15 protein-coding genes and 1 tRNA gene are annotated in these 21,306 nt (G+C 45.2%); 5 read left to right on the forward strand and 11 right to left on the reverse strand.

Annotated features, from left to right (window positions below; genetic code table 11):
* Positions 1 to 14 precede the first annotated feature (14 nt).
* Both trpS and HQ29_RS09840 read right to left on the reverse strand, forming a co-directional pair.
* Positions 15 to 1,022 carry a tryptophan--tRNA ligase gene (gene trpS / locus HQ29_RS03100; RefSeq protein WP_036867493.1) on the reverse strand — a complete coding sequence of 336 codons (1,008 nt, stop codon included), beginning with the start codon at positions 1,020 to 1,022 and terminating at the stop codon, positions 15 to 17.
* A 137-nt stretch (positions 1,023 to 1,159) separates the two neighbouring features.
* The gene (locus HQ29_RS09840; protein ID WP_052089751.1) at positions 1,160 to 2,059 is read right to left on the reverse strand and encodes a right-handed parallel beta-helix repeat-containing protein; all 900 of its coding nucleotides are present in this window, start codon (positions 2,057 to 2,059) and stop codon (positions 1,160 to 1,162) included.
* Between the two features lie 165 nt (positions 2,060 to 2,224).
* On the opposite strand from HQ29_RS09840, the gene HQ29_RS03110 reads away from it, so the two are divergent.
* Positions 2,225 to 2,803: a cob(I)yrinic acid a,c-diamide adenosyltransferase gene (locus HQ29_RS03110; RefSeq protein ID WP_036790983.1), complete on the forward strand. Its 579-nt coding sequence runs from the start codon at positions 2,225 to 2,227 to the stop codon at positions 2,801 to 2,803.
* 1,172 nt (positions 2,804 to 3,975) lie between these two features.
* Here HQ29_RS03110 and HQ29_RS03115 read toward each other — a convergent pair.
* The 7 genes from HQ29_RS03115 to HQ29_RS03145 all read right to left on the reverse strand — a co-directional run bounded on the left by HQ29_RS03115 (position 3,976) and on the right by HQ29_RS03145 (position 16,075).
* Positions 3,976 to 4,479 (reverse strand): OmpH family outer membrane protein, encoded by a 504-nt coding sequence (locus HQ29_RS03115; RefSeq protein WP_036790986.1) that lies wholly within the window; start codon positions 4,477 to 4,479, stop codon positions 3,976 to 3,978.
* A 149-nt stretch (positions 4,480 to 4,628) separates the two neighbouring features.
* Positions 4,629 to 5,153: an OmpH family outer membrane protein gene (locus HQ29_RS03120; protein WP_036867495.1), complete on the reverse strand. Its 525-nt coding sequence runs from the start codon at positions 5,151 to 5,153 to the stop codon at positions 4,629 to 4,631.
* A 28-nt stretch (positions 5,154 to 5,181) separates the two neighbouring features.
* Positions 5,182 to 7,881: an outer membrane protein assembly factor BamA gene (gene bamA / locus HQ29_RS03125; RefSeq protein ID WP_036867856.1), complete on the reverse strand. Its 2,700-nt coding sequence runs from the start codon at positions 7,879 to 7,881 to the stop codon at positions 5,182 to 5,184.
* Between the two features lie 89 nt (positions 7,882 to 7,970).
* Positions 7,971 to 8,747 (reverse strand): isoprenyl transferase, encoded by a 777-nt coding sequence (locus tag HQ29_RS03130; protein WP_082226824.1) that lies wholly within the window; start codon positions 8,745 to 8,747, stop codon positions 7,971 to 7,973.
* Complete coding sequence (locus HQ29_RS03135) at positions 8,716 to 10,110, reverse strand: DUF6242 domain-containing protein (protein WP_036867497.1); 1,395 nt, start codon at positions 10,108 to 10,110, stop codon at positions 8,716 to 8,718. Before HQ29_RS03135 ends, HQ29_RS03130 begins: the two co-directional genes overlap by 32 nt.
* A 1,024-nt stretch (positions 10,111 to 11,134) precedes the next feature.
* On the reverse strand, positions 11,135 to 14,695 hold the full coding sequence (gene nifJ / locus HQ29_RS03140; RefSeq protein WP_036867499.1) for a pyruvate:ferredoxin (flavodoxin) oxidoreductase: 3,561 nt from the start codon (positions 14,693 to 14,695) through the stop codon (positions 11,135 to 11,137).
* 189 nt (positions 14,696 to 14,884) lie between these two features.
* Positions 14,885 to 16,075: an AAA family ATPase gene (locus HQ29_RS03145; protein WP_036867501.1), complete on the reverse strand. Its 1,191-nt coding sequence runs from the start codon at positions 16,073 to 16,075 to the stop codon at positions 14,885 to 14,887.
* A gap of 398 nt (positions 16,076 to 16,473) precedes the next feature.
* On the opposite strand from HQ29_RS03145, the gene HQ29_RS03150 reads away from it, so the two are divergent.
* Together HQ29_RS03150 and pnuC are read left to right on the forward strand one after the other, a co-directional pair.
* On the forward strand, positions 16,474 to 18,744 hold the full coding sequence (locus HQ29_RS03150) for a TonB-dependent receptor (RefSeq protein ID WP_036867503.1): 2,271 nt from the start codon (positions 16,474 to 16,476) through the stop codon (positions 18,742 to 18,744).
* A gap of 38 nt (positions 18,745 to 18,782) precedes the next feature.
* A complete protein-coding gene (pnuC, locus tag HQ29_RS03155) occupies positions 18,783 to 19,382 on the forward strand; it encodes a nicotinamide riboside transporter PnuC (RefSeq protein WP_036867505.1) in 600 nt (199 codons plus the stop codon).
* 98 nt (positions 19,383 to 19,480) lie between these two features.
* On the opposite strand, the gene HQ29_RS10575 is transcribed toward pnuC, so the two are convergent.
* Together HQ29_RS10575 and HQ29_RS10395 are read right to left on the reverse strand one after the other, a co-directional pair.
* Positions 19,481 to 19,612, reverse strand: a complete 132-nt coding sequence (locus tag HQ29_RS10575) for a hypothetical protein (protein ID WP_262501419.1) — start codon at positions 19,610 to 19,612, stop codon at positions 19,481 to 19,483.
* On the reverse strand, positions 19,609 to 19,749 hold the full coding sequence (locus HQ29_RS10395) for a hypothetical protein (RefSeq protein ID WP_161781553.1): 141 nt from the start codon (positions 19,747 to 19,749) through the stop codon (positions 19,609 to 19,611). The genes HQ29_RS10575 and HQ29_RS10395 overlap by 4 nt, the downstream gene beginning before the upstream one ends.
* 96 nt (positions 19,750 to 19,845) lie before the next feature.
* Between HQ29_RS10395 and HQ29_RS03160 the strand changes: the two genes are divergently transcribed.
* Positions 19,846 to 20,526: a DUF4294 domain-containing protein gene (locus HQ29_RS03160; RefSeq protein ID WP_235300044.1), complete on the forward strand. Its 681-nt coding sequence runs from the start codon at positions 19,846 to 19,848 to the stop codon at positions 20,524 to 20,526.
* Between the two features lie 118 nt (positions 20,527 to 20,644).
* Positions 20,645 to 20,718 (forward strand) — tRNA-Ile (locus HQ29_RS03165).
* The last annotated feature ends 588 nt before the right edge of the window (positions 20,719 to 21,306 follow it).

Raw genomic sequence — 21,306 nt, forward strand, 5'->3', positions numbered from 1 at the left:
GAATAGCTTCCTACTTATCGCAAAGCAGGAAATCCGATGATCTCTCTCACTCTATCCACTGTGAGGCGAGCACTTTCTCTTGCTTGCTCTGCCCCTTCACGAGCTACACGCTCAAGGTAATCCGTATCCGCAGCTATCTCTAAGATTCTTTCTCTGATAGGAGCAGTGAAAAGGATGATGTCTTCCGCCAACTGCTTCTTCAGGTCTCCATAGCGGACGGAGCAGTCGTTGTACTTATCATTGAAATAGTTGTAAGTATCGGGAGAAGAGACAATCTCCAAGAGCGTAAACAGATTCTGAATGGCTTCGGGCTTTTCGCTGTTTGGCTCGGTGGGTCCGGAGTCTGTAACAGCCTTCATCACTTTTTGCCTTATGGCCTTTTCGTCATCCATCAGGTATATCGCATTGCCTTCGCTTTTGCCCATCTTTCCGCTGCCATCCAGTCCGGGAACTTTCACTGCCTTGCTACTGAGAGAAAAAGATGCAGGTTCCGGGAAGAAGTCCACGCCATAGATCGTATTGAAACGACGAGCAAACTTCCTTGCCATCTCCATATTCTGCTCCTGATCTTTTCCTACCGGTACTTTGACGGCACGGTGCATAAGAATATCCGCAGCCATAAGTGTAGGATAGGTGAGTAGCCCTGCATTGACGTTGTTAGGCTGTTTGCGGGCTTTCTCCTTAAAGGATGTGGTACGTTCCAACTCTCCCAGATAGGCGTTCATATTGAGATAAAGATAGAGTTCCAACACCTCTTTCACATCGCTCTGAGCATATATTACTGCCTTGGATGGATCTATTCCGCAAGCCAGATACTCTGCCAATATGGTGCGAGTATTCTTAAGGATGTTGTCCGGATGTGGATGTGTGGTAAGGGAGTGCCAGTCTGCTATGAAGAAGTAGCACTTGCACTCTTCCTGCATAGTAAGAAAGCTTTTGATGGCACCGAAGTAGTTTCCCAAGTGTAGATTACCTGTGGGACGAATGCCACTTACCACGATATCTTTTTTCTCTGATGTCATATCTGTGAAATTATACTGCTATATATACGTTTAGCTCACAAATATAGTCTTTTTCTGTGAGCTAAACAATGCTAAAATCGGATGCTCTCCGATGGTTATACGATGTAAAAGATTGGGATTGGAGATACAAACGACTTCTATTCCTCTTCCATGTCCTGTCCCGGATGGAAGACAAAGCGTCCGCGAATCCGTTTAATCAGATCTATGTTGCCTACCTCCCCTTCATGATTTATATAGCAGTCCTTCAGTGTCAGGATAGAGCGCAGACCGAATAATGTACCTCTGTTCTGCTCTATGCGACAGCGGTCGAATACGATACCTTTATTCCCTTCACGCAGCTCTATTAAATCGAACTCTTCATTATGGTGCATATGGCAATCTTGAAAGAGAAAATTCTTGTTTCCGGGCAGTAGAGAGATAATGCCGTATGTACAATGACAGATGACGGAAGAGAGACATCTGAAGTTTCTGCTGTTCTCTGCCAACACACCTATTGTCCCACAGCCGAAAAGCTCACAGTTTTTCACCTCTATGTTGTCGCAGCTGATAAGGTTGAGAACACCTCCTTCGCAATATCCTTCTTCGGTATGTCCTATTTCAAGATTTACCAACTTGATATTGGCACAGTCCTTAAAGTTCAGCACGTTGGCATATCTGGGCGATACCAAAATGCGGGAACGGCTCTCCCCCTCTCCCTCTATCGTGATGTTTTCAAGCCCGTTCAAGATGAGTTCTATACCGTCAAAAACTTCAGAACGAAATATTCCGGGGGAAGAATCAAGGGTAAGATACTCTCCTGCACGAAGAGGAGACATCGCAAAAATGCGTCCATCTCCTTCTTTTTCCAAAATATCGCTGAGCATTATGTCCGTATTCTTTGCGATATAGATATGGCTGTTGCTGTGAAGAGCTTTGATGAAGCTTTCTTCATCCGCGACGCGATACACTTTTACATCCGATTGGGCTTGCGCGTGAAAGGAGATCAAACTAAGGATAAAAGAGAACGTTACAGCTCCGAATAGGGATAGTATTTTCATAAAGTTGGTGTTTAAGATGATTATTCGCTGCAAAATTAAGAAAAATATCAACTCTCCATGCCGATGTTAAGCCTTTTCGCAGCAAGGGGGAAGGGGCATTTTCCATAAGTTGAACGATATTCGTATCTTAGCCAAGTATTAAATAACATCATCATAGAAGGTAACATGAAGAAAAGCAAACTATATACAAAGACCGGAGACAAGGGAAAAACATCTCTCGTAGGAGGACAACGCGTCTCCAAATGCTGTTCAAGACTCGAAAGCTATGGCACGATAGATGAACTTAATGCCCATATCGGCGTCCTTATGAGTCAGATTTCGGATGCGCAGGATCTGGATACCTTGAAAGGGATACAGATAATGCTCTTTAACGTCGGGGCTTATCTTGCCACCGATCCTACCGATACATCGTTCCGGTTGCCCAGCTATGTTACACCCGAAGTGATCAAGCAGATAGAGAAAGAGATAGATAGGCTCGACTCGCACTGCCCGCCACTTGAACGCTTTATCCTGCCATCGGGCGGACTCGCAACCTCGCAAGCTCACGTCTGTCGCACGGTTTCCAGAAGGGCTGAACGTAGAATCCTTACGGTAGTAGAGGAGGGAAGCGAAGTGGAGGATGCGGTGTTGAAGTATGTTAATAGGCTTTCCGACTACTTCTTTGCGCTGTCTCGGAAGCTGATCCATGCCGATGGCAATGGCGTAGAAATCTACTGGGAGTCTCCCTCTAAGACATACGATTGAGGCAGTATCAGAGACTTTTCCGCAGAGACGAAACAGCTATCTCTTTCTCAGATAGCTCTTACATGAGAGGCTCTCTGTTTGTATTATAAACAAAATAGTACTACATTTGCATCACGGGATTCGTTCTCACCGAATGGTGAGTTGCTTCCCGTGCCGAATCTCCCGGACTACCGACAGGTTTTCCGGGATTTTCCTTTTTGCTCTTTGCTGTCAAGATGAAAGAGAGTTGCCTGCAAGACGAGTCCTCTTTCCTATCACCCCTCTTTCTCAACAATGTTAGTTGGCTTACTTCACGCCTTCAATGCCTTTTCCCCATTAGTCTAAGCAGAGGTAGAGACCGCTTTCAGATACTTCACAAATGGGGTCTCTAAGAGCGTGAAGGGGAAGAGTTGCCGACCTGCTCTCTTTCTCTATTTTCCCATTACCTTTTTTTGCATTCCGAAATCCTGTTTCAGGTCGATTTTGGAAGACTGATTTTTATATATTCCATACCGCAAAATGCCCACTTTTTTCTTGCTCTCTATTTTGATCGGAGGGGTTGTTTTCAGAGCATGACCGAACTGTTAAATTGATCTCATTTTATTAACACAAATTCCGATATCTGTTAAGCAAAAACGGTAAACGAGCATATTGTTTCGGCTTAACGTGTTTAATTTTTCAATGAACACGTTTACTGATTTCATTTAATACGTTTACCGGATTCAATTANTTCGGCTTAACGTGTTTAATTTTTCAATGAACACGTTTACTGATTTCATTTAATACGTTTACCGGATTCAATTAACGTGTTTAGAATTTTAAGTCACTTGGTTGGTTATTAGTGTTTTAGCTGTTTTCTCCCCTTTTTTGCTGTTTTTGCCCACGAAATCACATTAAGATTTATTTGCAAACATGAATGTTAAAATTCACTCCTATTAACGCGAAAAAGCCTCGTCAAACGGACGAAGAAAAATTTTTTCTCAAATTCAGGCTGGTTTTTATCGGATTGATTGATAGGAGGTTATAGGTGTATTGTCTCTTTCTTTCCGGATTGAGCCGGGAAAGAAGCTCTTCTTCTCGTCCGCATGAGGAGCTCTGTTTTTATATAAAAGCGCGCACAAAAAAAGCTCGGTAAAGTGATCTTTACCGAGCTTTTCTCTATCGGGAAACGGGCTTCCCTAATGAATATCTTTTTACTTGATGCCCAACTTCGCTTTTACAAGTGGAGTGGCGTCGATGGCAGTAGAGCCGGTGTAGAGTGTTACTCCTGCTTCAAGAATGTATGCAAAGCCATTTTCGTTGCCTACTTTCTTTATAGCGTCCAACACTTTCGCTTGGATCGGAGCCATGAGCTCTTGTTGCTTCTTTTGGATATCCTGAATAGCAGCCTGAGTAAGGTCATCTATTCTCTTTTGGATATCTTCTATCTCTTGTTGTTGGCGAAGCTTGATAGATTCCGGAAGAGTCTTCTCTTTAGAGATATAGTCTTCGTACTTCTTCTTTAGCTCTTCACGCTTGATGAGGAGCGCATCTTCAAACTCCTTTTGTAGCTTCTCTACTTCAGCTTGTGCCTTTTTGGTGTCAGGCATTGCCATCATAATCTCCTGAGAGTTGATTGTTGCAATTTTTTGAGGAGCCTGAGCAACAAGTAGAGCAGGCATCATAAGTAGCACAAATGCTAATAAATAACGTTTCATTTCTTCTTTCTTATCTGTAATGTAATTTGTTTTCTTGAGTGAATCTCTATTTATCTTTCATGGTAGGGTATTGCGAACAAAGATAGGAAGAAAAATGTAAATGGCAAGCCGATAACTTCCACACACAGAACGCAAAACCTCTTTTCAGATTAGCGAGAGACGGAGATTCCGAGCACTTTTAGTACATCGTTGCTGATGTCTATCTCCGGAGTGGCAAAGATGACGCCTTGTGTGGTGGCTCTGTCGAGCACCAAAACGTAGCCTCTTCGCAGTGAGATATGTTTCACAGCCTCATAGATGCCGTCTTGGATGGGCTTCACCTCTTTTTCTTGAAGGGTCGCCATCTCCCCCTTAGGGCCGAAATATTTTTGTTGGAGCTCTTGTACTTTCTCCTCCAAAGCTACGATGGCTTCTTCTCTGGAAGTGCGTAGCTGTTCGGACAGCTTAGGTCTCTCTTTGAGGTATTCCTTGTACATGGCTGCCGCTTTCTCCTGTATGCCGGAGATTTCTTTCTGAAACTTTTCTGCCTGCTTCTGCATGTTTTCTGTGGCAGCCTTGTATTGGGGCATCTTGGAAAGGATGTACTCTGAGTCTATCAAGGCGTACTTTTCTTGTGCGTTCACTGCGCAGATGCTGAGCAAAGCTACTACGAGTGCCAATAATCTTGTTTTCATAATATTCAAATTTTTATCTGGTTTAGACTTAAAACTCTTGTCCTATAACGAAGTGGATATTGCTTCCTCCCTTCATTGTGGATCCGTCCGGTGCATCAAAGCCATAACCCCAATCCAATCCCATAAGACCGATCATCGGGATCATGATTCTTGCTCCCACTCCGGCTGAACGTTTGAGCTGGAAAGGATTGAAAGAGGATGCGTTCGACCAGGCATTACCGGCTTCCAAGAAGCCTATAACCCAAATGCTGGTCTGCTGTTCGAAGATGATAGGATAGCGCAGCTCCAAGGTCATGCGGGCATAAGAGTAAGCATTCTTACCGTTGGCGCCTGCGATGGAGCCGTTCTTGTATCCGCGAAGTCCGATGGTCTCGTTGAGGAATGCACTATAAGCTCCGCTCATCCCGTCTCCACCCATGTAGAAAGTACCAAAAGGTGAACGCTTGTAGGGGTTGTAAGCTCCAATGAAACCGGCTTCGGCTCTTGCCATAAGTACCGGAGTCCTCTTGTATCTGCGTTCATCCAACAGCGGAAGGAAGCTCTCTCCTTTGTATTTCACCTTATAATATTCGATGAACTTGTTTTTCTCTCCGCGAGAGAGCTTAGGATTGGTATAGTCTATACCGTCCCATAGAGAGTAAGGAGGCGTTGCAGACAGCTCCAATGAGTGTTTGGAACCTCTACGAGTATAGGTCGGGTTGTCTATGGAGATACGTGAGATGGTTGCTGAAAGGTGTACATCGTTTGCAACACCATCGGTCATACCGAAGTCGTAGTAAGGTGAAGACCAGTTGCGAAGCCGGTATAGCGTATAGTTTAATCCTCCTTGAATTTGGAAGTTATCATCGGGCCAGGTCAATCTTTTACCATACATGATGCTACCGCCGATCATATCGAGCAGCTTGTCCGGGTCGTATGCGCTTTCATAGAGAGAACCCATATCGTAGCCGTAACCCCCGTATCCGCCATAACCGCCATAGCCTCCGTATCCGCCGTAGCCACCATAACCTCCGCCATAGTAGGGGTTGTAAAGCTGGTTGTAATAGGCAGACTGAAGTCCTCTGACCTGATTGCTGTAATACTGTTCGTTGATACCTGTTTGGCGTGAATACCAAAGAGAGGCACTGAAATAGTTAGGACGCTTTCCGCCGAACCAGGGATCCGTAAACTGTATGCTGTAACTTTGATAGTAACGACCGTTGGTCTGTCCGCTCAGTGTAAGTGTCTGTCCGTCTCCGGTAGGCAGAAAACCTTTGTAAGATTTCGGATTGAGGAGATTTTTTATAGAGAAGTTGGTGAACTTCAAAGATACACGTCCTATAAGACCGGTCTGTCCATATCCTGCGGATAGCTCTACCTGGTCGTTAGATTTAGGTGTCAGATTCCATCGAATATCCACCGTACCGTTCTCTTCGTTAGGTATCGGCTCAGGTATTATCTTCTCCGGATCGAAGTGTCCGGTAGCGGCAATCAGACGCATTGAACGGAATATATAGTCTCTGTTGTAGAGTTGTCCCGGTTTGGTGTACAGCTCTCGACGGATGACATCTTCATATAGTCTGTCGTTGCCATCTATTATTACGCGATTGACCGTTGCGGGTCTGTTTTCCACGATACGTATATCAAGCGTAACGGAGTCTCCCTTTATCTCTGTCTCCACAGGGTAGATATAAGAGAAGAGATACCCGTTGTTCGCATAGACGTTAGCCACTGCATCTTCATCGGTACGAAGTCTGCTTTCGAGCTTTTTTTGGTTGTACACATCGCCCGGACTCATTCCCAAAAGGCGTAGAAGGTCTTCGGAGTTGTACTTGGTGTTACCAACGAAGTTGATATCCTTTATATAGTACTTCCTTCCTTCCGCTACCTTGATGTGAATATCCACTTTCTTATCGCTTGCTTTAGCTACCGAGTCTTTGAGGATTTCGGCATCACGATACCCTTTTTCATGGTATGCGGCAAGGAGCAGATCCAAGTCTTCCGTATAGTCTTTCTTGACAAACTTCTTCTGTGAGAATATTTCGAGAATACTTGTCCATGGATTGCGACGGAGAGAGAAGCCCTCATTGGTTTTCTTCATCGCTTTGAAAAGAGCGGCATCGGAGAGTTCTTTGTTTCCCTCAAAGTATATCCGGTTTACTTTAGTCTTATTACTCTTATCGACATTGATGTGCAACTCCACATAGTTATCCCGTGTGGTATCTTTTATCTCCTCGGCTGTAACGGCAACGTTGCTGTATCCTTTTGCATCGAAATGCTTACGAACCACCTCTTTTGCCACGTCGATGGTATTCGGTGTAAGCTGTGAACCGTCATAAAAAGAGGCCAAAGGACCTTTCACCAGCTCGTCTCTCTCTCCCTTTTTTACGCCATTGATGACGAGCTTGGAGAGTCTGGGACGCTCGACCAACTCTATCGTAAGCCAAACCGAATCGCCCTCTATCTTATCCGCATAGATCTTACAGTCGGAGAAGAGTCCGTTCTTCATGTAGTTTTCTATGGCTTTGCTGAGGATTTCGCCCGGTACTTCCAAAGAGAGACCCACGAACAGCCCCGATATTCCAAGTACTACATCTTTATCGTAAGTCTTAACCCCTTCCAGCTTAATGTCTGCTATGGTTTTGGTTACCGGGTACATATAAGATACCACAGGAGCCTGAATGGTGTCCTGTATGGCTATCGAGTTGCGAGCAAAAGCCTTAACGGGGATTGATAATACACCTACCATACAGCAGATAACTGCCGAGAGCAGCAGTTTATGCAGAGCAGGGGATAGAGGATTGGTGTTACATCTATTTTTCATTGAGATTGTCTTTATCATTCATTCGATAATAGTTGTGCGCTGGTCTTGCCATACCGACGCTCTCTTTGTGCAAAATCTTCCAACGCTTTATCAAAAGCCTTTTCGTCGAAAGCAGGCCAGGCATCGGGGCAAAAGTATAGTTCGGCATAAGCACCTTGCCAGAGCAGGAAGTTGCTAAGCCTCTGCTCTCCGCCTGTTCTTATGATAAGATCCGGATCGGGTATGCCTGATGTGTAAAGTCTGTCGGTTATATCTTCCTCCGTAATGGCTTCGGCGGAGATCTTATCGGCTACCAACTCTTTCACCGCATGCGTAATCTCCTGTCTTGAAGAGTAGGAGAGAGCCAGCTGGAGAGTGATAACACTGTTGTCGGCAGTAAGGGCAATGGCTTCTTTCAACAGCGCCTGCACATCTGCCGGTAGCTTGTCCGTGTTTCCGATAGTCCTTAGACGCACTCCGTTTTCCATGAGAGAGTCTATCTCTTTGCGCAGTGAGACCACGATGAGCTCCATTAAAGCATCGACCTCTTGCTGTGGTCTGCTCCAGTTCTCTTCCGAGAAAGTGTAAAGAGACAATACCTTTACGCCTCGTTCCGCTGCTCTTTTAAGGATGCGACGAACACTCTCCACGCCATGAACATGACCATAGACGCGCTCTTGTCCCTGAGCTTGCGCCCATCTTCCATTGCCGTCCATGATAATGGCTATATGTGCCGGTATCTGTGTCATTCTGCTATGTGTAGAGGGAGAAATAGGGTTGTTAGTTTTTCTTGATATAACCTCGCCACGCATCTGCCGTGGGTTTGCCTCCGGCTATACCGCCAAGGAAGAAGAAAACATCATCTTCGCCATCTGTGGAGATAATGCCTGACATCCCTGACGTAACATTAAAGCCTGTTGCCTGAGTCTTTTCCTGGGTCATCTTGGTCCAAGACGCTCCGTTGTCGTCGCTGTGGAAAAGATTGAGGCGACTCTTATCGTCCGATATTATGGCATACTCGCCGCCGGCGATATAGATCCTTCCGCCTTTTTCTATCAAGGTTGCACCGCGAACCGGAGCGTTGAACCCTTTTCCTCTGAACTTGATCTCGCCCCATCCTTTACCATCTGCGGTGAAGAAGAGATTCTCTACCGGACGACCGAGACGATCCGTTCCGCCTATGAGGTTGGCACGCTTGATACCTGCTTCCACCACTGTTCTTACGAGTGCGTTACGCACAGGGAAGTGTTCGTTGGTGATGTCTGTGAGAATGGCAGGCATGCCTGCCGGAGCGGCTGTCCATATCTTGTAAGCTCCGCCCATCTCTCCGATTAAAAGCATCTTTACCTCTCCGGTACTGCCTTTTAGGTTGGCATCGTATAAGATGGATGTCCATGCAAGGGCGGCATCCGGCTTTTGGATCTTTTCCCAAATCTTCAGATCCGAAGAGCTGTATATCTCTCCATCTTTTGCCATACCCCATACTCTGCCGTGAGTATCTTGTGTCAATGTGTGCGGAAGCATGGCAGGCATATCTCCTGTTCCTTCCACTTTTCGGAAGTTGTAGCTCTCCACGCTGAGCACTTCGTACAGATGAAACTTGGCGTGCTTGTCCAGAGCAACCCAGTAGAGTGTTTTGTTGAGCGTGATGAACTTAGAGTCTGCCGCCGCAACCGGGAGTACGTTCTCTTTTTTCTCCCATGTGATCACATTGGGATCGTAGCTGTAAACATTGATGTTCATGAGATACTTCTCTGTCTTATTGACGCCGTTGATATTGGCAGACAGGAGCAGCTCCAGCTTTCCTCCCTTTACTTTGACGGACTTAGAGTTCATCTTCTCCACGGTCCAAGGGAATGTCTCGTTTGTCGTAAGGTTTTTGATCTCCACTTTAGTCTCGCTACTGATCATCATCCTTAGGAATACAGTGTCCAGCTCGGTCTTGTATGGCAAACGGACTGAGTTGTATATCTTTCTGTTGAAATGGTCTATCGTAAACTTCGTTTGAGAGAATACGTCGTTCTCTTTAATCTGAATATTCACATAGTGAGGTACTTGCAGTCCGGGATTCGGATCCGGTTTGCGGACACCGGGAGTCTTCTCGTTGCATGCCGAGACGCCGCTGAGTATCAGGAGTACCAAAAACAACCACGAAGTTTTATGGATATATTTCATCTGCTATCTGTATGTCTGTTTCTATGTTTTCTCTGTAAAACTTTCCGACGGATAGAATATAGTCTACCTCAGAATGTACAAATGTAGGAACTTTTTGCCGTATAACCATTTATCGTTTGGTCATAGTGGGCTTTTTTAAGAGAATTTGTGTACCGGGATCTTGTTTTTGAAAGATATTGCAAAAGAAGCGGATAGCACTCTGTTCTCTCATAAAAAAAGAGCGTCCTTTTGTCTAAAAATTTCAAAGACTTTTTTATCCCTTTCGGCTCACCTTATTTTTATATATTCCATACCGCCAAAATATCTCGTCGAAATGGCTCTTCTATTTCGCTCGGACACCCTCTTTTCAGAGCACGACCGAACTGTTAAATCAGCCCCGGTTTATTAACATGATTTTCGATGTCTGTTCATCGAAAACGCTAAACGAGCATATTCTTTCGGCTTAACGTGTTTAATTTTTCAATGAACACGTTTACTGATTTCATTTAATACGTTTACCGGATTCAATTAACGTGTTTAGAAATTTTCTTAATCTGTTGTTCATGAGGGTTTTATCTTTTTAGGGGCTAAAAAGCAGGTTTTTTGCTGATTTTTCTCATTAAGAAATATTTGCGGCTTTGTGTCTCAAATTTTGAGTTTATTAACTCGAAAACGGGGCTTGAAACCGACCGAGAGGAGAAAATTTCCGAGAATCGAGATTTTTGTAGTTGCTTATCGGACAGGTTGTTATGGTTTTTGGCTCTTTTTCTTGACAAAATTCTCTAATCGGACTTGGGCGATTTGAGCTTCAAACTGCCATTTCACTTTTATATAAAAACTCCCTCTTTAAGCCTTGATTTTGGCAGATAATTTTCGTCATCGGAATATTCGGAAAGAGCTTTTGTGATATTCCTAAAGGGGGCTGAAAAGCGAGAAGAAAACCGCCGCTCGTTATGCTTGAAAAAAGGAAAGCGGTGCTGTGAGAATCGGTTTACCATCCCACAGCACCGCATAGAGTGTATGTAATAAATGATCGCTTTATCGGTTATGCCTCTTTAGAAGCTTCGGGTGCTTCCCAAACGGTGTTGGCAAGTCTCTTGTAGTTGTTGTATCTCCACAAAGCATTCTCTTGTGCTGCGGCAAACAGCTCTGCCGCTTCTGCAGGATACTGCTTTTGAAGAGAGAGATAACGCACCTCGCCTTTGAGGAAGTCTTGGAAGAGATCCCAGTTTGGCTCTTTGGAGTCGAGCGTGAATGGGTTCTTGCCTTCTGCTTCCAGCTCCGGATTGAATCTCCACAAGTGCCAGTATCCGCACTCTACCGCTCTCTTGCCTTCGTCTTGAGTCTTACCCATACCTGCTTTCAACCCGTGAGAGATACATGGGCTATACGCTATCACGATGGAAGGACCATTATAAGCTTCCGCTTCGCGTAGGGCTTTCAAGGTTTGTGCCTGGTTTGCTCCCATGGAGATTTGAGCTACATAAACATAGCCGTAAGTGGTAGCCATGAGTCCGAGATCTTTTTTGCGGACACGCTTTCCTGCTGCGGCAAACTTCGCAATAGCTCCTACCGGTGTGGATTTAGAGCTCTGACCTCCGGTGTTGGAGTACACCTCTGTGTCGAGGATAAGGATGTTTACATTCTCTCCACTTGCTATCACGTGGTCGAGACCGCCGAAGCCGATGTCATAAGCCCATCCGTCTCCACCGATGATCCATTGAGAACGTTTGTAGAGGTGAGATGAGTTCTTCACTATTTCGGTACAAACGTGGCAGTCGCACGCTTTTGCCAAAGGCAGGATCTTGTCTCCCAACTCTTTTGCATCCGCAGCATTGTTGCGTTTTTCTACCCATTCGTTAAGAAGAGATTTGAGCTCGGCAGAGCAGCAGCTGCACTCTTGTGCTTCTTGAGCCAGCTCTACAAGTCTCTTGCGAATGGTTTCGGTTGCGATGTGCATACCGAGACCGAACTCGGCATTGTCTTCAAACAGAGAGTTTGCCCATGCCGGACCGTGTCCCTGTTCGTTGGTTGTATATGGAGTGGAAGGTGCCGAGCCGGAGTAGATAGAAGAGCAACCGGTAGCGTTGGCTATCATCTGTCTGTCGCCGAATAGCTGTGTAAGCAACTTCACATACGGGGTCTCACCACAACCTGCACACGCTCCTGAGAACTCGAATAGAGGTGTAGCAAACTGGCTGTTCTTTACATTCGCTTTAGTGTCTACAAGATGCTGCTTGGTGGCAACCTCTTTCACCGAGAAGTCCCAACGAGGAACTTCCACAAGCTGACTCTCGATAGGCTTCATGGCAAGAGCCTTTCCGTTCTTGTTGCCCGGACATACGTCCACACAGTTGCTACAGCCAAGACAGTCGAGTGCATTCACTTGAATGCGGAACTGTAAGCCGTCGAACTGCTTGCCGATAGGCTTGAGGGTCTTATATCCTGCCGGTGCTTTGGCAGCTTCTTCTTCATTAAGAAGGAACGGACGTATGGTTGCGTGAGGACAGACATAAGCACACTGGTTACACTGGATACAGTTCTCTGCCGTCCATTCCGGTACGTGAGAAGCTACTCCACGCTTTTCGGATGCAGCCGTTCCCTGTTCCCATACACCGTCTTCACGGCCAAGGAAAGCAGATACAGGCAGGCTGTCGCCCTCTTGTGCATTGATCACACGAACGATGTTGTGTACAAAGTCTGTATCGTCTTCGTGTCTGTCTGCTGTGTCGTCCGGTAGATTTGCCCACTCTTGCTTCACCGGAACTTTGATCACTTCGGCTCCACGATCCACTGCGGCAAAGTTTTTGTTCACGACGTCTTCACCTTTCTTGCCGTAACTCTTTACAATGAACTTCTTCATCTGCTCTACTGCAAGGTCGTAAGGAATAACGTTGGCAATCTTGAAGAATGCACTTTGAAGAATGGTGTTGGTGCGGTTGCCCAATCCGATTTCCTGTGCAATCTTGGTCGCGTTGATCATATAGAATGCCACGTTGTTCTTGGCAAGACATCTCTTGACACGGTTAGGAAGATGCTCTTCTACCTCATCCAATCCCCAGATAGAGTTGAGAAGGAATGTTCCATTTCTCTTAAGACCCTTTGTTATATCATATAGACGAAGGTATGCGGGTACGTGACAAGCCAGGAAGTCCGGCGTATTAACCAAATAGGTAGAGCGGATAGGCGTGTCTCCGAAACGGAGGTGAGAACAGGTGAAACCACCACTCTTCTTGGAGTCGTAAGAGAAGTAAGCCTGACAATATTTATCTGTATTGTCTCCGATGATCTTCACGGAGTTTTTGTTTGCGCCTACCGTACCATCGGCTCCAAGTCCGTAGAACTTGGCTTCAAACAGACCTGTGGAGAAGTCCAAATCGTCTTCCACTCGAAGAGAAGTAAATGTAACATCGTCCACGATACCTACGGTGAAATGATTCTTAGGCTCATTCATCGCAAGGTTGTCATACACGGCAAGGATCTGATTCGGAGTGGTATCTTTGGAAGAAAGACCATAACGACCGCCCACAACAAGAGGAGCGTTTTCTTTACCATAAAGACAATCTTTTACGTCCAGATAAAGCGGTTCGCCTGTTGCTCCATGCTCTTTTGTGCGATCCAATACTGCAATGCGCTTAACGTTTGCAGGAAGAGCCGCAAGGAAGTGCTTTGCAGAGAATGGTCTGTACAAGTGTACGCTTATGAGACCTACCTTGCGACCTTGAGTGGCAAGATAATCTATTGTTTCACGGATCGCTTCCGTTACAGAACCCATGGCGATGATCACATGCTCGGCTTCGGGATCTCCGTAATAGTCGAACAGCTTGTAGTGGCGACCTGTGATTTCTGCAATCTTATCCATGTACTCTTGCACCACTTCAGGAACAACTTCATAGAAACGATTTGATGCTTCTCTCGTTTGGAAGTAGATGTCCGGGTTTTGAGCCGTACCACGGGCTACCGGATGATGCGGATCGAGAGCATTGCGACGGAATGCAGCCAACGCGTCTTGATCTACAAGAGGAGCCAAGTCTTCGGTATTCAGAGCTTCTATCTTCTGTATCTCGTGAGAGGTGCGGAAGCCGTCGAAGAAGTGGATGAATGGTATGCGTGTCTTGAGTGTTGCCAAGTGTGCTACTCCGGCAAGGTCCATAACCTCTTGTACGCTACCTGTCGAAAGCATTGCAAAACCGGTCTGACGTGCAGACATGACGTCTTGATGGTCCCCAAAGATAGAGAGTGCCTGTGCTGCCAATGCTCTTGCCGATACGTGAAATACCGTAGGAAGCAACTGCCCTGCTATCTTGTACATATTGGGAAGCATCAATAGAAGACCTTGCGATGCTGTATATGTAGTGGTAAGAGCGCCTGCCTGGAGTGAACCATGAAGGGCACCTGCCGCTCCTGCCTCGCTCTGCATTTCCTGTACTCTTACAACTTCGCCAAACATGTTCTTACGGCCCATTGCCGCCCACTCATCTACATACTCTGCCATAGTAGAGGATGGAGTGATAGGATAGATGGCAGCAACCTCGCTAAACATATAAGAGATGTGCGCAGCTGCTTGGTTCCCATCACAAGTGAGATAAGTTTTTTTTCTTTCCATAAAATAAGTTTCTAACTAATCTCCGTTTTGTGGAGTTGATAATATTCCGCTTTACCTTTTTTCCGGACAGAGTCTTCTTGCAGCCCCGTCCGAAAATGTTGTTGTTTCGGTAGAAGTTGTCGCCTTCTACTCTTTGTTTGATGTGTATAGTAATACAATGTTATCTCCGCATCTCCTCAGCCAAAATTCTCAATAGAGAAATCCGAACAGCCATGTAGGAATCTCATTCCCTCTTCCTACACTAAGGTGATCTACGGCATAGGTGATGTTTTGCTTCTTTCGTATCTTTCCCGTCTCTTTGACGCTCACCTGTATTTTGTCTTCCACTATAATATCGGCAGACATCTTCCTTATGGGAGTTGCCACTTTATAGTGAGGAGTAAGATGAGATAGCAAAAAGACAAGACGTTCCATCTCTCTGGATGGAATGTGAGGATATAACACTTGTAACAGATTAGTGTTATAAGCAAATACCTGCCCCATTTTCTTACTGCTGTTTTCCTCTCCCTGCTTCCGAACGAGGTGAATGATGCCTGCGCGAGAAAGGTCAAGGATATAGTTGAGCAGTGTTGCACGAGAAGTCCCGATCTCATTACTCAACAGAGAGATATTAGGCACCTGTCCTCCTTGGGTTGTGAGAATATAAGCCAGTTTACGTAGTTTCCCCAAGTACGAAGGGTCTACCTGAGCCAAATATATCACATCTACCTCCAGGCTCATATTCAACGCTTTTACGATCTGTTCGTAATACTGTTGTCCATCTTTTGTGGAAGGGTAATAGCCTCTCTTCAAATAATCGTTATAAAATTCCGGAACATTGACTCCTTCCAAAATCTTCGGAGCTATATCTTCATGGTGAAGAAACAGATCCTCCAACGTGATACGAGGCAACGCTTTGCCTGTTCGTGCATTGATGAACTCCCGGAACGAAAATCCCTGCAGCTGATACTCTTGAACCAGACTGCTTATGGGTTCGATCTCTGTCAGGGATGGAGTTACCGCTGAAGTGGTAAAGACGATAGAAAGTTCAGGACATTGATCCAGAAGCATCCGTATCTCCTCTGCCCATGTCGGGTATTTGAACACCTGATCTAAGAGCAATCTCTTTCCCCCGGCTGCATAGAACTCCCTGCCGAAGTCCAATATCGTTCTATCTGCGAAGTAGAGGTGGTTCAGGTTTACATACAGACACTCTCGGCTTTCCTCGCTATGGTATAGTTCTGCAATCTGAAGCAGCAGGGTGGTTTTGCCTACACCTCTTGCTCCACGTATGCCTACCAATCTGGCGGAGAGATCTATCTCATCCAATAGTCCTCGACGAGTCCTTGTTGGTCCATATTGACCTACAAGAGTCTTATGTATCCTAAAAAATATTTCCACTGTCTTCTCTTACTTCCGATAGTCATCCCCAAAGTTAGGTATTTATTTCTTACCACGATACATTTTATGTTCAAATTGTGCATTGAACATTGCAATTCGGACTGTTTTTGCATTGAAATTCTCGTTTTATAGCTTCTTGCGCATATCGTGAACATTGCTTAACTTCGCAGCTTGGAAGGTGTAAAATAGATTTAATAATCTAAAAGCCAACCGAAAGATGCTTAGGGGTGCTTACAATAGAAGAGTTGTGGCTGAGATCAGACCCTCACAAGTTGACCTGTATGGGTAATGCCATTGCAGGAAAAGCACGTAGATCTATTTCTTTGGCTTGCTCTACTTTGGGAACTCTCCTAATCGTTTCATATCAACATTATTTATATTCATTATTATAGCAAGCCATGAAAAAATTCATCTTGTCTTTAGCTGTTGCCTCTGCTCCGATATTTTCTGTAGCCACAATGGCTCAGAAAAATGTCCGTACCTATTCTTTATTAGATTCGGTTATGGTAATAGGGGTACGAGCTACGGCAAAAACACCAATGACTGTTCAAGAAATAGCAGGCTCCAAACTTAAATCCAAAAACTTCTCACAAGATATGCCGGCTCTTTTGTCCGGTGCTACTTCTCTTACATTCACATCGGATGCCGGTAGCGGATTGGGTTACACCTCTCTTTCACTTAGAGGAATAGATGCTTCTCGCATCAATATCAACGCCAATGGTGTGCCTGTGAACGACAGCGAGAGCCATTCGGTCTTTTGGGTCAATATGCCCAACTTTGTCTCGTCTCTTAAAAATGTACAGATTATACGTGGAGCAGGTGTTTCCACTCACAGTGCAGGAGCATTCGGAGGAGCGATCAACATGCAGAGCGAAGACCTTACACTCGCTCCGGGAGGGGATGCACAGCTTACGTATGGTGCGTTCAACACCTTCATGACTCACTTCGGAGCACGCACCGGACGCATTTTGAACAACCGGGTTGCCGCTTCCATACGTCTTTCCAAAGCCAAGAGCGATGGTTTTGTAGACCGGGCATTTGTCAATCTCGACAGCTATCAGCTCCAAGCTGCCTACTATGGGGACAACTCTGTCTATCGCCTCATCCATTTTGGCGGAAGTGAAAAAACGGGTATCGCATGGAATGGTATCTCAAAGGAACAATGGGATAAGCTCGGACCGAGATACAATAACGCCGGCATAATGCCTCCTTTTGAAGGTGCAAGCAAAGATGCATCAAACTTCTATCCAAGTGCGGACAACTACAAGCAGCACCACACTCATTTCATTGCAACCAACCATTGGAGCCGTACTCTTAAAACGCAGCTCACTCTTCACTATACCAGAGGAAAAGGTTATATCAACGAGTATCGTACCAAGAGGAAGCTCGTAGAGTTCGGACTACCGACCTTTGAATCCAACGGCGAAAAGGTAAAAAGAAGAGATCTTATCCGTGAGAAATGGTTGGACAATCACTTTTACGGTGCTATCTTCAACATGGAAAGTAAGAGCAGTAGCAATACTACATCTATTGGAATGGCTGCTAATCATTATGTTGGAAAGCACTTCGGATTTGTTCCTTATGTAAGAGATTATCCCGTGGAGGTTGCTCCAAATCATCCATACTATAATAATAAGGCAACAAAGACAGACCTCTCCGTCTATATAAGAGACGAGTGGAATGTATCGAGCAACCTTACTATTTATGGAGACTTGATGCTTCGCCACATCAGATACAACATGGATGGTGTTTCCGACAAGTACAACGGTATAACCGGAGCAATGGATATCCTTGATGTGCATCCGAGACATACATTCTTCTTGCCTAAGTATGGTGTTACATGGACGCCGGCTTCGGGTCATCGTCTCTACGCATCTATCTCGACGGCTGCACGTGAACCGAACAGAAAGGCATACATCGAGAGCCCAAGGAGAGACTCTCAAGGCAAAGTGATCTATCCTAAGAGGGAAAAGATGATCGACTATGAGCTGGGTTACACCTTCCGTTCTCAAAAGCTGACAGCAGAGATCAACGGTTACTTCATGGACTATACCGATCAGCTTGTACCCGATGGCAGACTGAGCGATGTGGGTGATGTACTTCTGATCAACATCCCCGAAAGCTACCGCATGGGTGTCGAGATGGCATTGGAATATCGTCCGGTTTCATGGCTGACATATAGTGGGAACCTCATGTTGAGCCGTAACATCCTCAAGTCTTACGAGCATACACATGCCGTTTACGATGCTGATTGGAACTTTTCGAAGACTGTTGTGGAGAAGTTTGCCAATACTCCGATAGCCAACAGTCCCGGACACATCTGGAATCAGACCCTTGCCCTTCACAATAAGGGCTGGTATGGAGCATTTTCTGCTCACGGACAGGGAGGGCAGTATCTCGATAATACCGGGTCGAGGGATCGCTACATTGCCGGATTTACGACACTTTCCGCACAGCTTTCATACACTTTCCCTCTGCTCTCATCTGCAGAAGCGACCATCTCTTTGCAAGCCAACAATCTGCTCAATGCTTCATACTCTCCGACCGGATATGTGTATGATGCAGGAAAGATCATAGGCAAAGATGGCAATGAGAGCTATTATGCCGATCTTCGTTACTTTCCACAAGCCGGCAGACACATTATGTCTACCCTTAAAGTAACTTTTTAAGCACACGAGTATATTATATAAATGTAAACAGATAGAATATGGACTTCCCTTTCTCTCAGGCATCTCTCGAATTGCTGGCTGCTGTTTTCGGGCTCATTTATGTCTTTCTTGAGATTCGTGCATCCATCTGGTTGTGGCCCGTTGGTATCATTACTCCGCTTCTTTTTATCTACATCTCTTATACAGGAGGAGTGTATGGGAATATGGCTGTAAACATTTACTATCTTTTGGCTTGTATTTACGGCTGGATTCAGTGGTTCAAACATCGGGAGGAAGGGCCGGTCGAGACACAGGTGAGACGACTTTCTCGCAAGACTCTTATGGCTGTACTGGGCATAACGATAGTGATTGCCGGAGCATTGTACCCCATATTCGAGTATGTTACATTTAATTCCAGTCCTCTTCTTGACGCTATTGCCACATCTGCAAGCATGGTAGGTATGTGGCTTCTTGCTCATAAATATTTGGAAAACTGGTACGCATGGATTCTTTCAAATCTCTTGTACACCTACATTTTCCTCTCTCTCAGCTACACCATTATGGGGCTTTTCTTCCTTGTTTATACCGTTATGGCTATTATCGGACTGTCAAGGTGGAAGAAGATGATGCGCTCTCAAGCCTCTTCGGAAGGGGTCTAAAAGCAAATAGCTGTTAATAGAAAGGAGGCTGGAACAGCCTTGTCACTAAGGCATAGAGCATGGTCATTTCTCTTTATGAGCCATGCTCTATGCTTTTTTTAGATGATGATAAGTATATAGGATGACAGAGAAATGTTTTGTTCTCGGATGGCTTTCTTAGAGTTGCTGTTCTCGTATTTTCCGAAAGAGGATCGCCCTTCTGCCTTGATCCCGTCTTGCTTCTTGCTCATTCCGAGATTGTTGTCCCCTTTCCTTTCTCTTCAGGGAAAGCAGCCGCAGGAGTGGGAAGAAGCAGAGCGATAGAGACGACACGCTGTTGGCGAAAGAGACTCTTTCCGGTTGTGTTACAACACTTTTTCAAGACCATCAATAAGTAGAGATTAAAGATAATCTGCGTTAAAACGGCATCAGATGAGAAGAGAAAGCATATCTTTGTGATGGAGAAAGATATTGCGTTTTTGTCATGTTAGTAAAAGAATCAATACATAAGGTTTTCAAGACCACATTAAGGCTCTCCCTTGCGTTCCTGTTTACTCTTACAGGAGCGGTTGGTTCTGCTCTTGCTTGCAATACGGAACCTCCATCCTCTAAAGACAGAGCAACGGACAGTGCGAGTTCTACCCTCAAAGGCTCTTTGGTTCCACTCTATACCATGCCGAGCGGAGAACGACTACCAAGCTATACCCTTCCCAATGTTTATGTTTTCGGGCAGAAGTCCAGAATGAGCGAGCGAGAAAAGAAAGCATTCAGCAGGCTGGTTCGGGACGTCAAAAAGGCTTATCCTTTTGCAAAGATTGTCGCCAACACTTTAATGGAGACGTACGAATACATAGAAACACTTCCGGATGACGGCTCTCGTGAGAAGCATCTCAAGCGAATGGAGAAGGAGTTGTACAAGCAGTTCGAGCCTCAAATGAAGAAGCTCACACTGCGTCAAGGCAAAATCCTTATAAAGCTAATCAAAAGAGAGACAGACTCCACCAGCTATGAGTTGGTGGAAGCATACTTGGGCTCTTTTGCCGCATCGTTCTGGAATCTGTTCGCGAAGATGTTCGGAGCTTCTCTCAAGGCGGATTACCAACCCGATGGAGAAGATAGAGCGATAGAGACGATAGTACTGATGATAGAAAACGGAGCGATATGATTCGCTCCGTTTTGCTTTCCCTTTTTCTCTAAATATAGGATCATCTATTGCAGAAATCGAAAAAAGTAGTACCTTTGCACAGTGATTGACTCTCGGATATACACCGGGAAGAGGTTGCGGTCCTATAGCTCAGTTGGTTAGAGCAACAGACTCATAATCTGGAGGTCCCTGGTTCAAGCCCAGGTGGGACCACTTGAAAAGATAGAAGCACTCCTTTTGGGAGTGCTTTTTTTGTTGCCTGAGAGGGCAAAATGGTCGCTTTCGGAGGCTGTTACCGGCGTGTCTTTTTATATAAAAATGGAGTTGGAGAAAAGGCATAAGAAGAATTATTTCTCCAATCTAAATCGGATGACAAAAATGAGAGATTCTCTCAATTTTCTGTCTGATAGTCTGTTATGGATTTCTTTGATTTCGGAAATTTTTATCTCCCGGTCGGTTTCAGGGCCCGTTTTCGCGTTAATAGGTGTGAATTTTAACACTGTCGTCTGTAAACAAATCCTAATGCAATTTTGTGCCCAAAAACAGCAAAAAAGGGGGCAAAATGCGCAAAGTGTTAATTGTCAGCGCTATAAGCAAAATTTCTAAACACGTTAATCGAATCCGGTAAACGTGTTTAATGAAATCGGTAAATGTGTTCATTGAAAAATTAAACACGTTAAGCCGACAAAATATGCTCGTTTAGCGTTTTGGGTAAACGGGTATCGAAAATTGTGTTAATAAAATGAAGCGAATTTAACAGTTCCGCCGTACTCTGAAAACGCCCCCTCCGATCAAAATAGA

The organism is Porphyromonas canoris (assembly GCF_000765975.1).
GTDB classification, from domain to species: domain Bacteria; phylum Bacteroidota; class Bacteroidia; order Bacteroidales; family Porphyromonadaceae; genus Porphyromonas_A; species Porphyromonas_A canoris.

Bases quoted from the DNA above. Each gene is read 5' to 3' on its own strand.
- HQ29_RS03135 (WP_036867497.1), bottom strand. From the start codon at position 10,110: ATGAAATATATCCATAAAACTTCGTGGTTGTTTTTGGTACTCCTGATA.
- trpS (WP_036867493.1), bottom strand. From the start codon at position 1,022: ATGACATCAGAGAAAAAAGATATCGTGGTAAGTGGCATTCGTCCCACA.
- HQ29_RS03160 (WP_235300044.1), top strand. From the start codon at position 19,846: ATGTTAGTAAAAGAATCAATACATAAGGTTTTCAAGACCACATTAAGG.
- pnuC (WP_036867505.1), top strand. From the start codon at position 18,783: ATGGACTTCCCTTTCTCTCAGGCATCTCTCGAATTGCTGGCTGCTGTT.
- nifJ (WP_036867499.1), bottom strand. From the start codon at position 14,695: ATGGAAAGAAAAAAAACTTATCTCACTTGTGATGGGAACCAAGCAGCT.
- bamA (WP_036867856.1), bottom strand. From the start codon at position 7,881: ATGGTAGGTGTATTATCAATCCCCGTTAAGGCTTTTGCTCGCAACTCG.
- HQ29_RS03130 (WP_082226824.1), bottom strand. From the start codon at position 8,747: ATGCGTGGCGAGGTTATATCAAGAAAAACTAACAACCCTATTTCTCCC.
- HQ29_RS03115 (WP_036790986.1), bottom strand. From the start codon at position 4,479: ATGAAACGTTATTTATTAGCATTTGTGCTACTTATGATGCCTGCTCTA.
- HQ29_RS09840 (WP_052089751.1), bottom strand. From the start codon at position 2,059: ATGAAAATACTATCCCTATTCGGAGCTGTAACGTTCTCTTTTATCCTT.
- HQ29_RS03110 (WP_036790983.1), top strand. From the start codon at position 2,225: ATGAAGAAAAGCAAACTATATACAAAGACCGGAGACAAGGGAAAAACA.
- HQ29_RS10575 (WP_262501419.1), bottom strand. From the start codon at position 19,612: ATGAGCAAGAAGCAAGACGGGATCAAGGCAGAAGGGCGATCCTCTTTC.
- HQ29_RS03120 (WP_036867495.1), bottom strand. From the start codon at position 5,153: ATGAAAACAAGATTATTGGCACTCGTAGTAGCTTTGCTCAGCATCTGC.
- HQ29_RS03150 (WP_036867503.1), top strand. From the start codon at position 16,474: ATGAAAAAATTCATCTTGTCTTTAGCTGTTGCCTCTGCTCCGATATTT.
- HQ29_RS10395 (WP_161781553.1), bottom strand. From the start codon at position 19,749: ATGGTCTTGAAAAAGTGTTGTAACACAACCGGAAAGAGTCTCTTTCGC.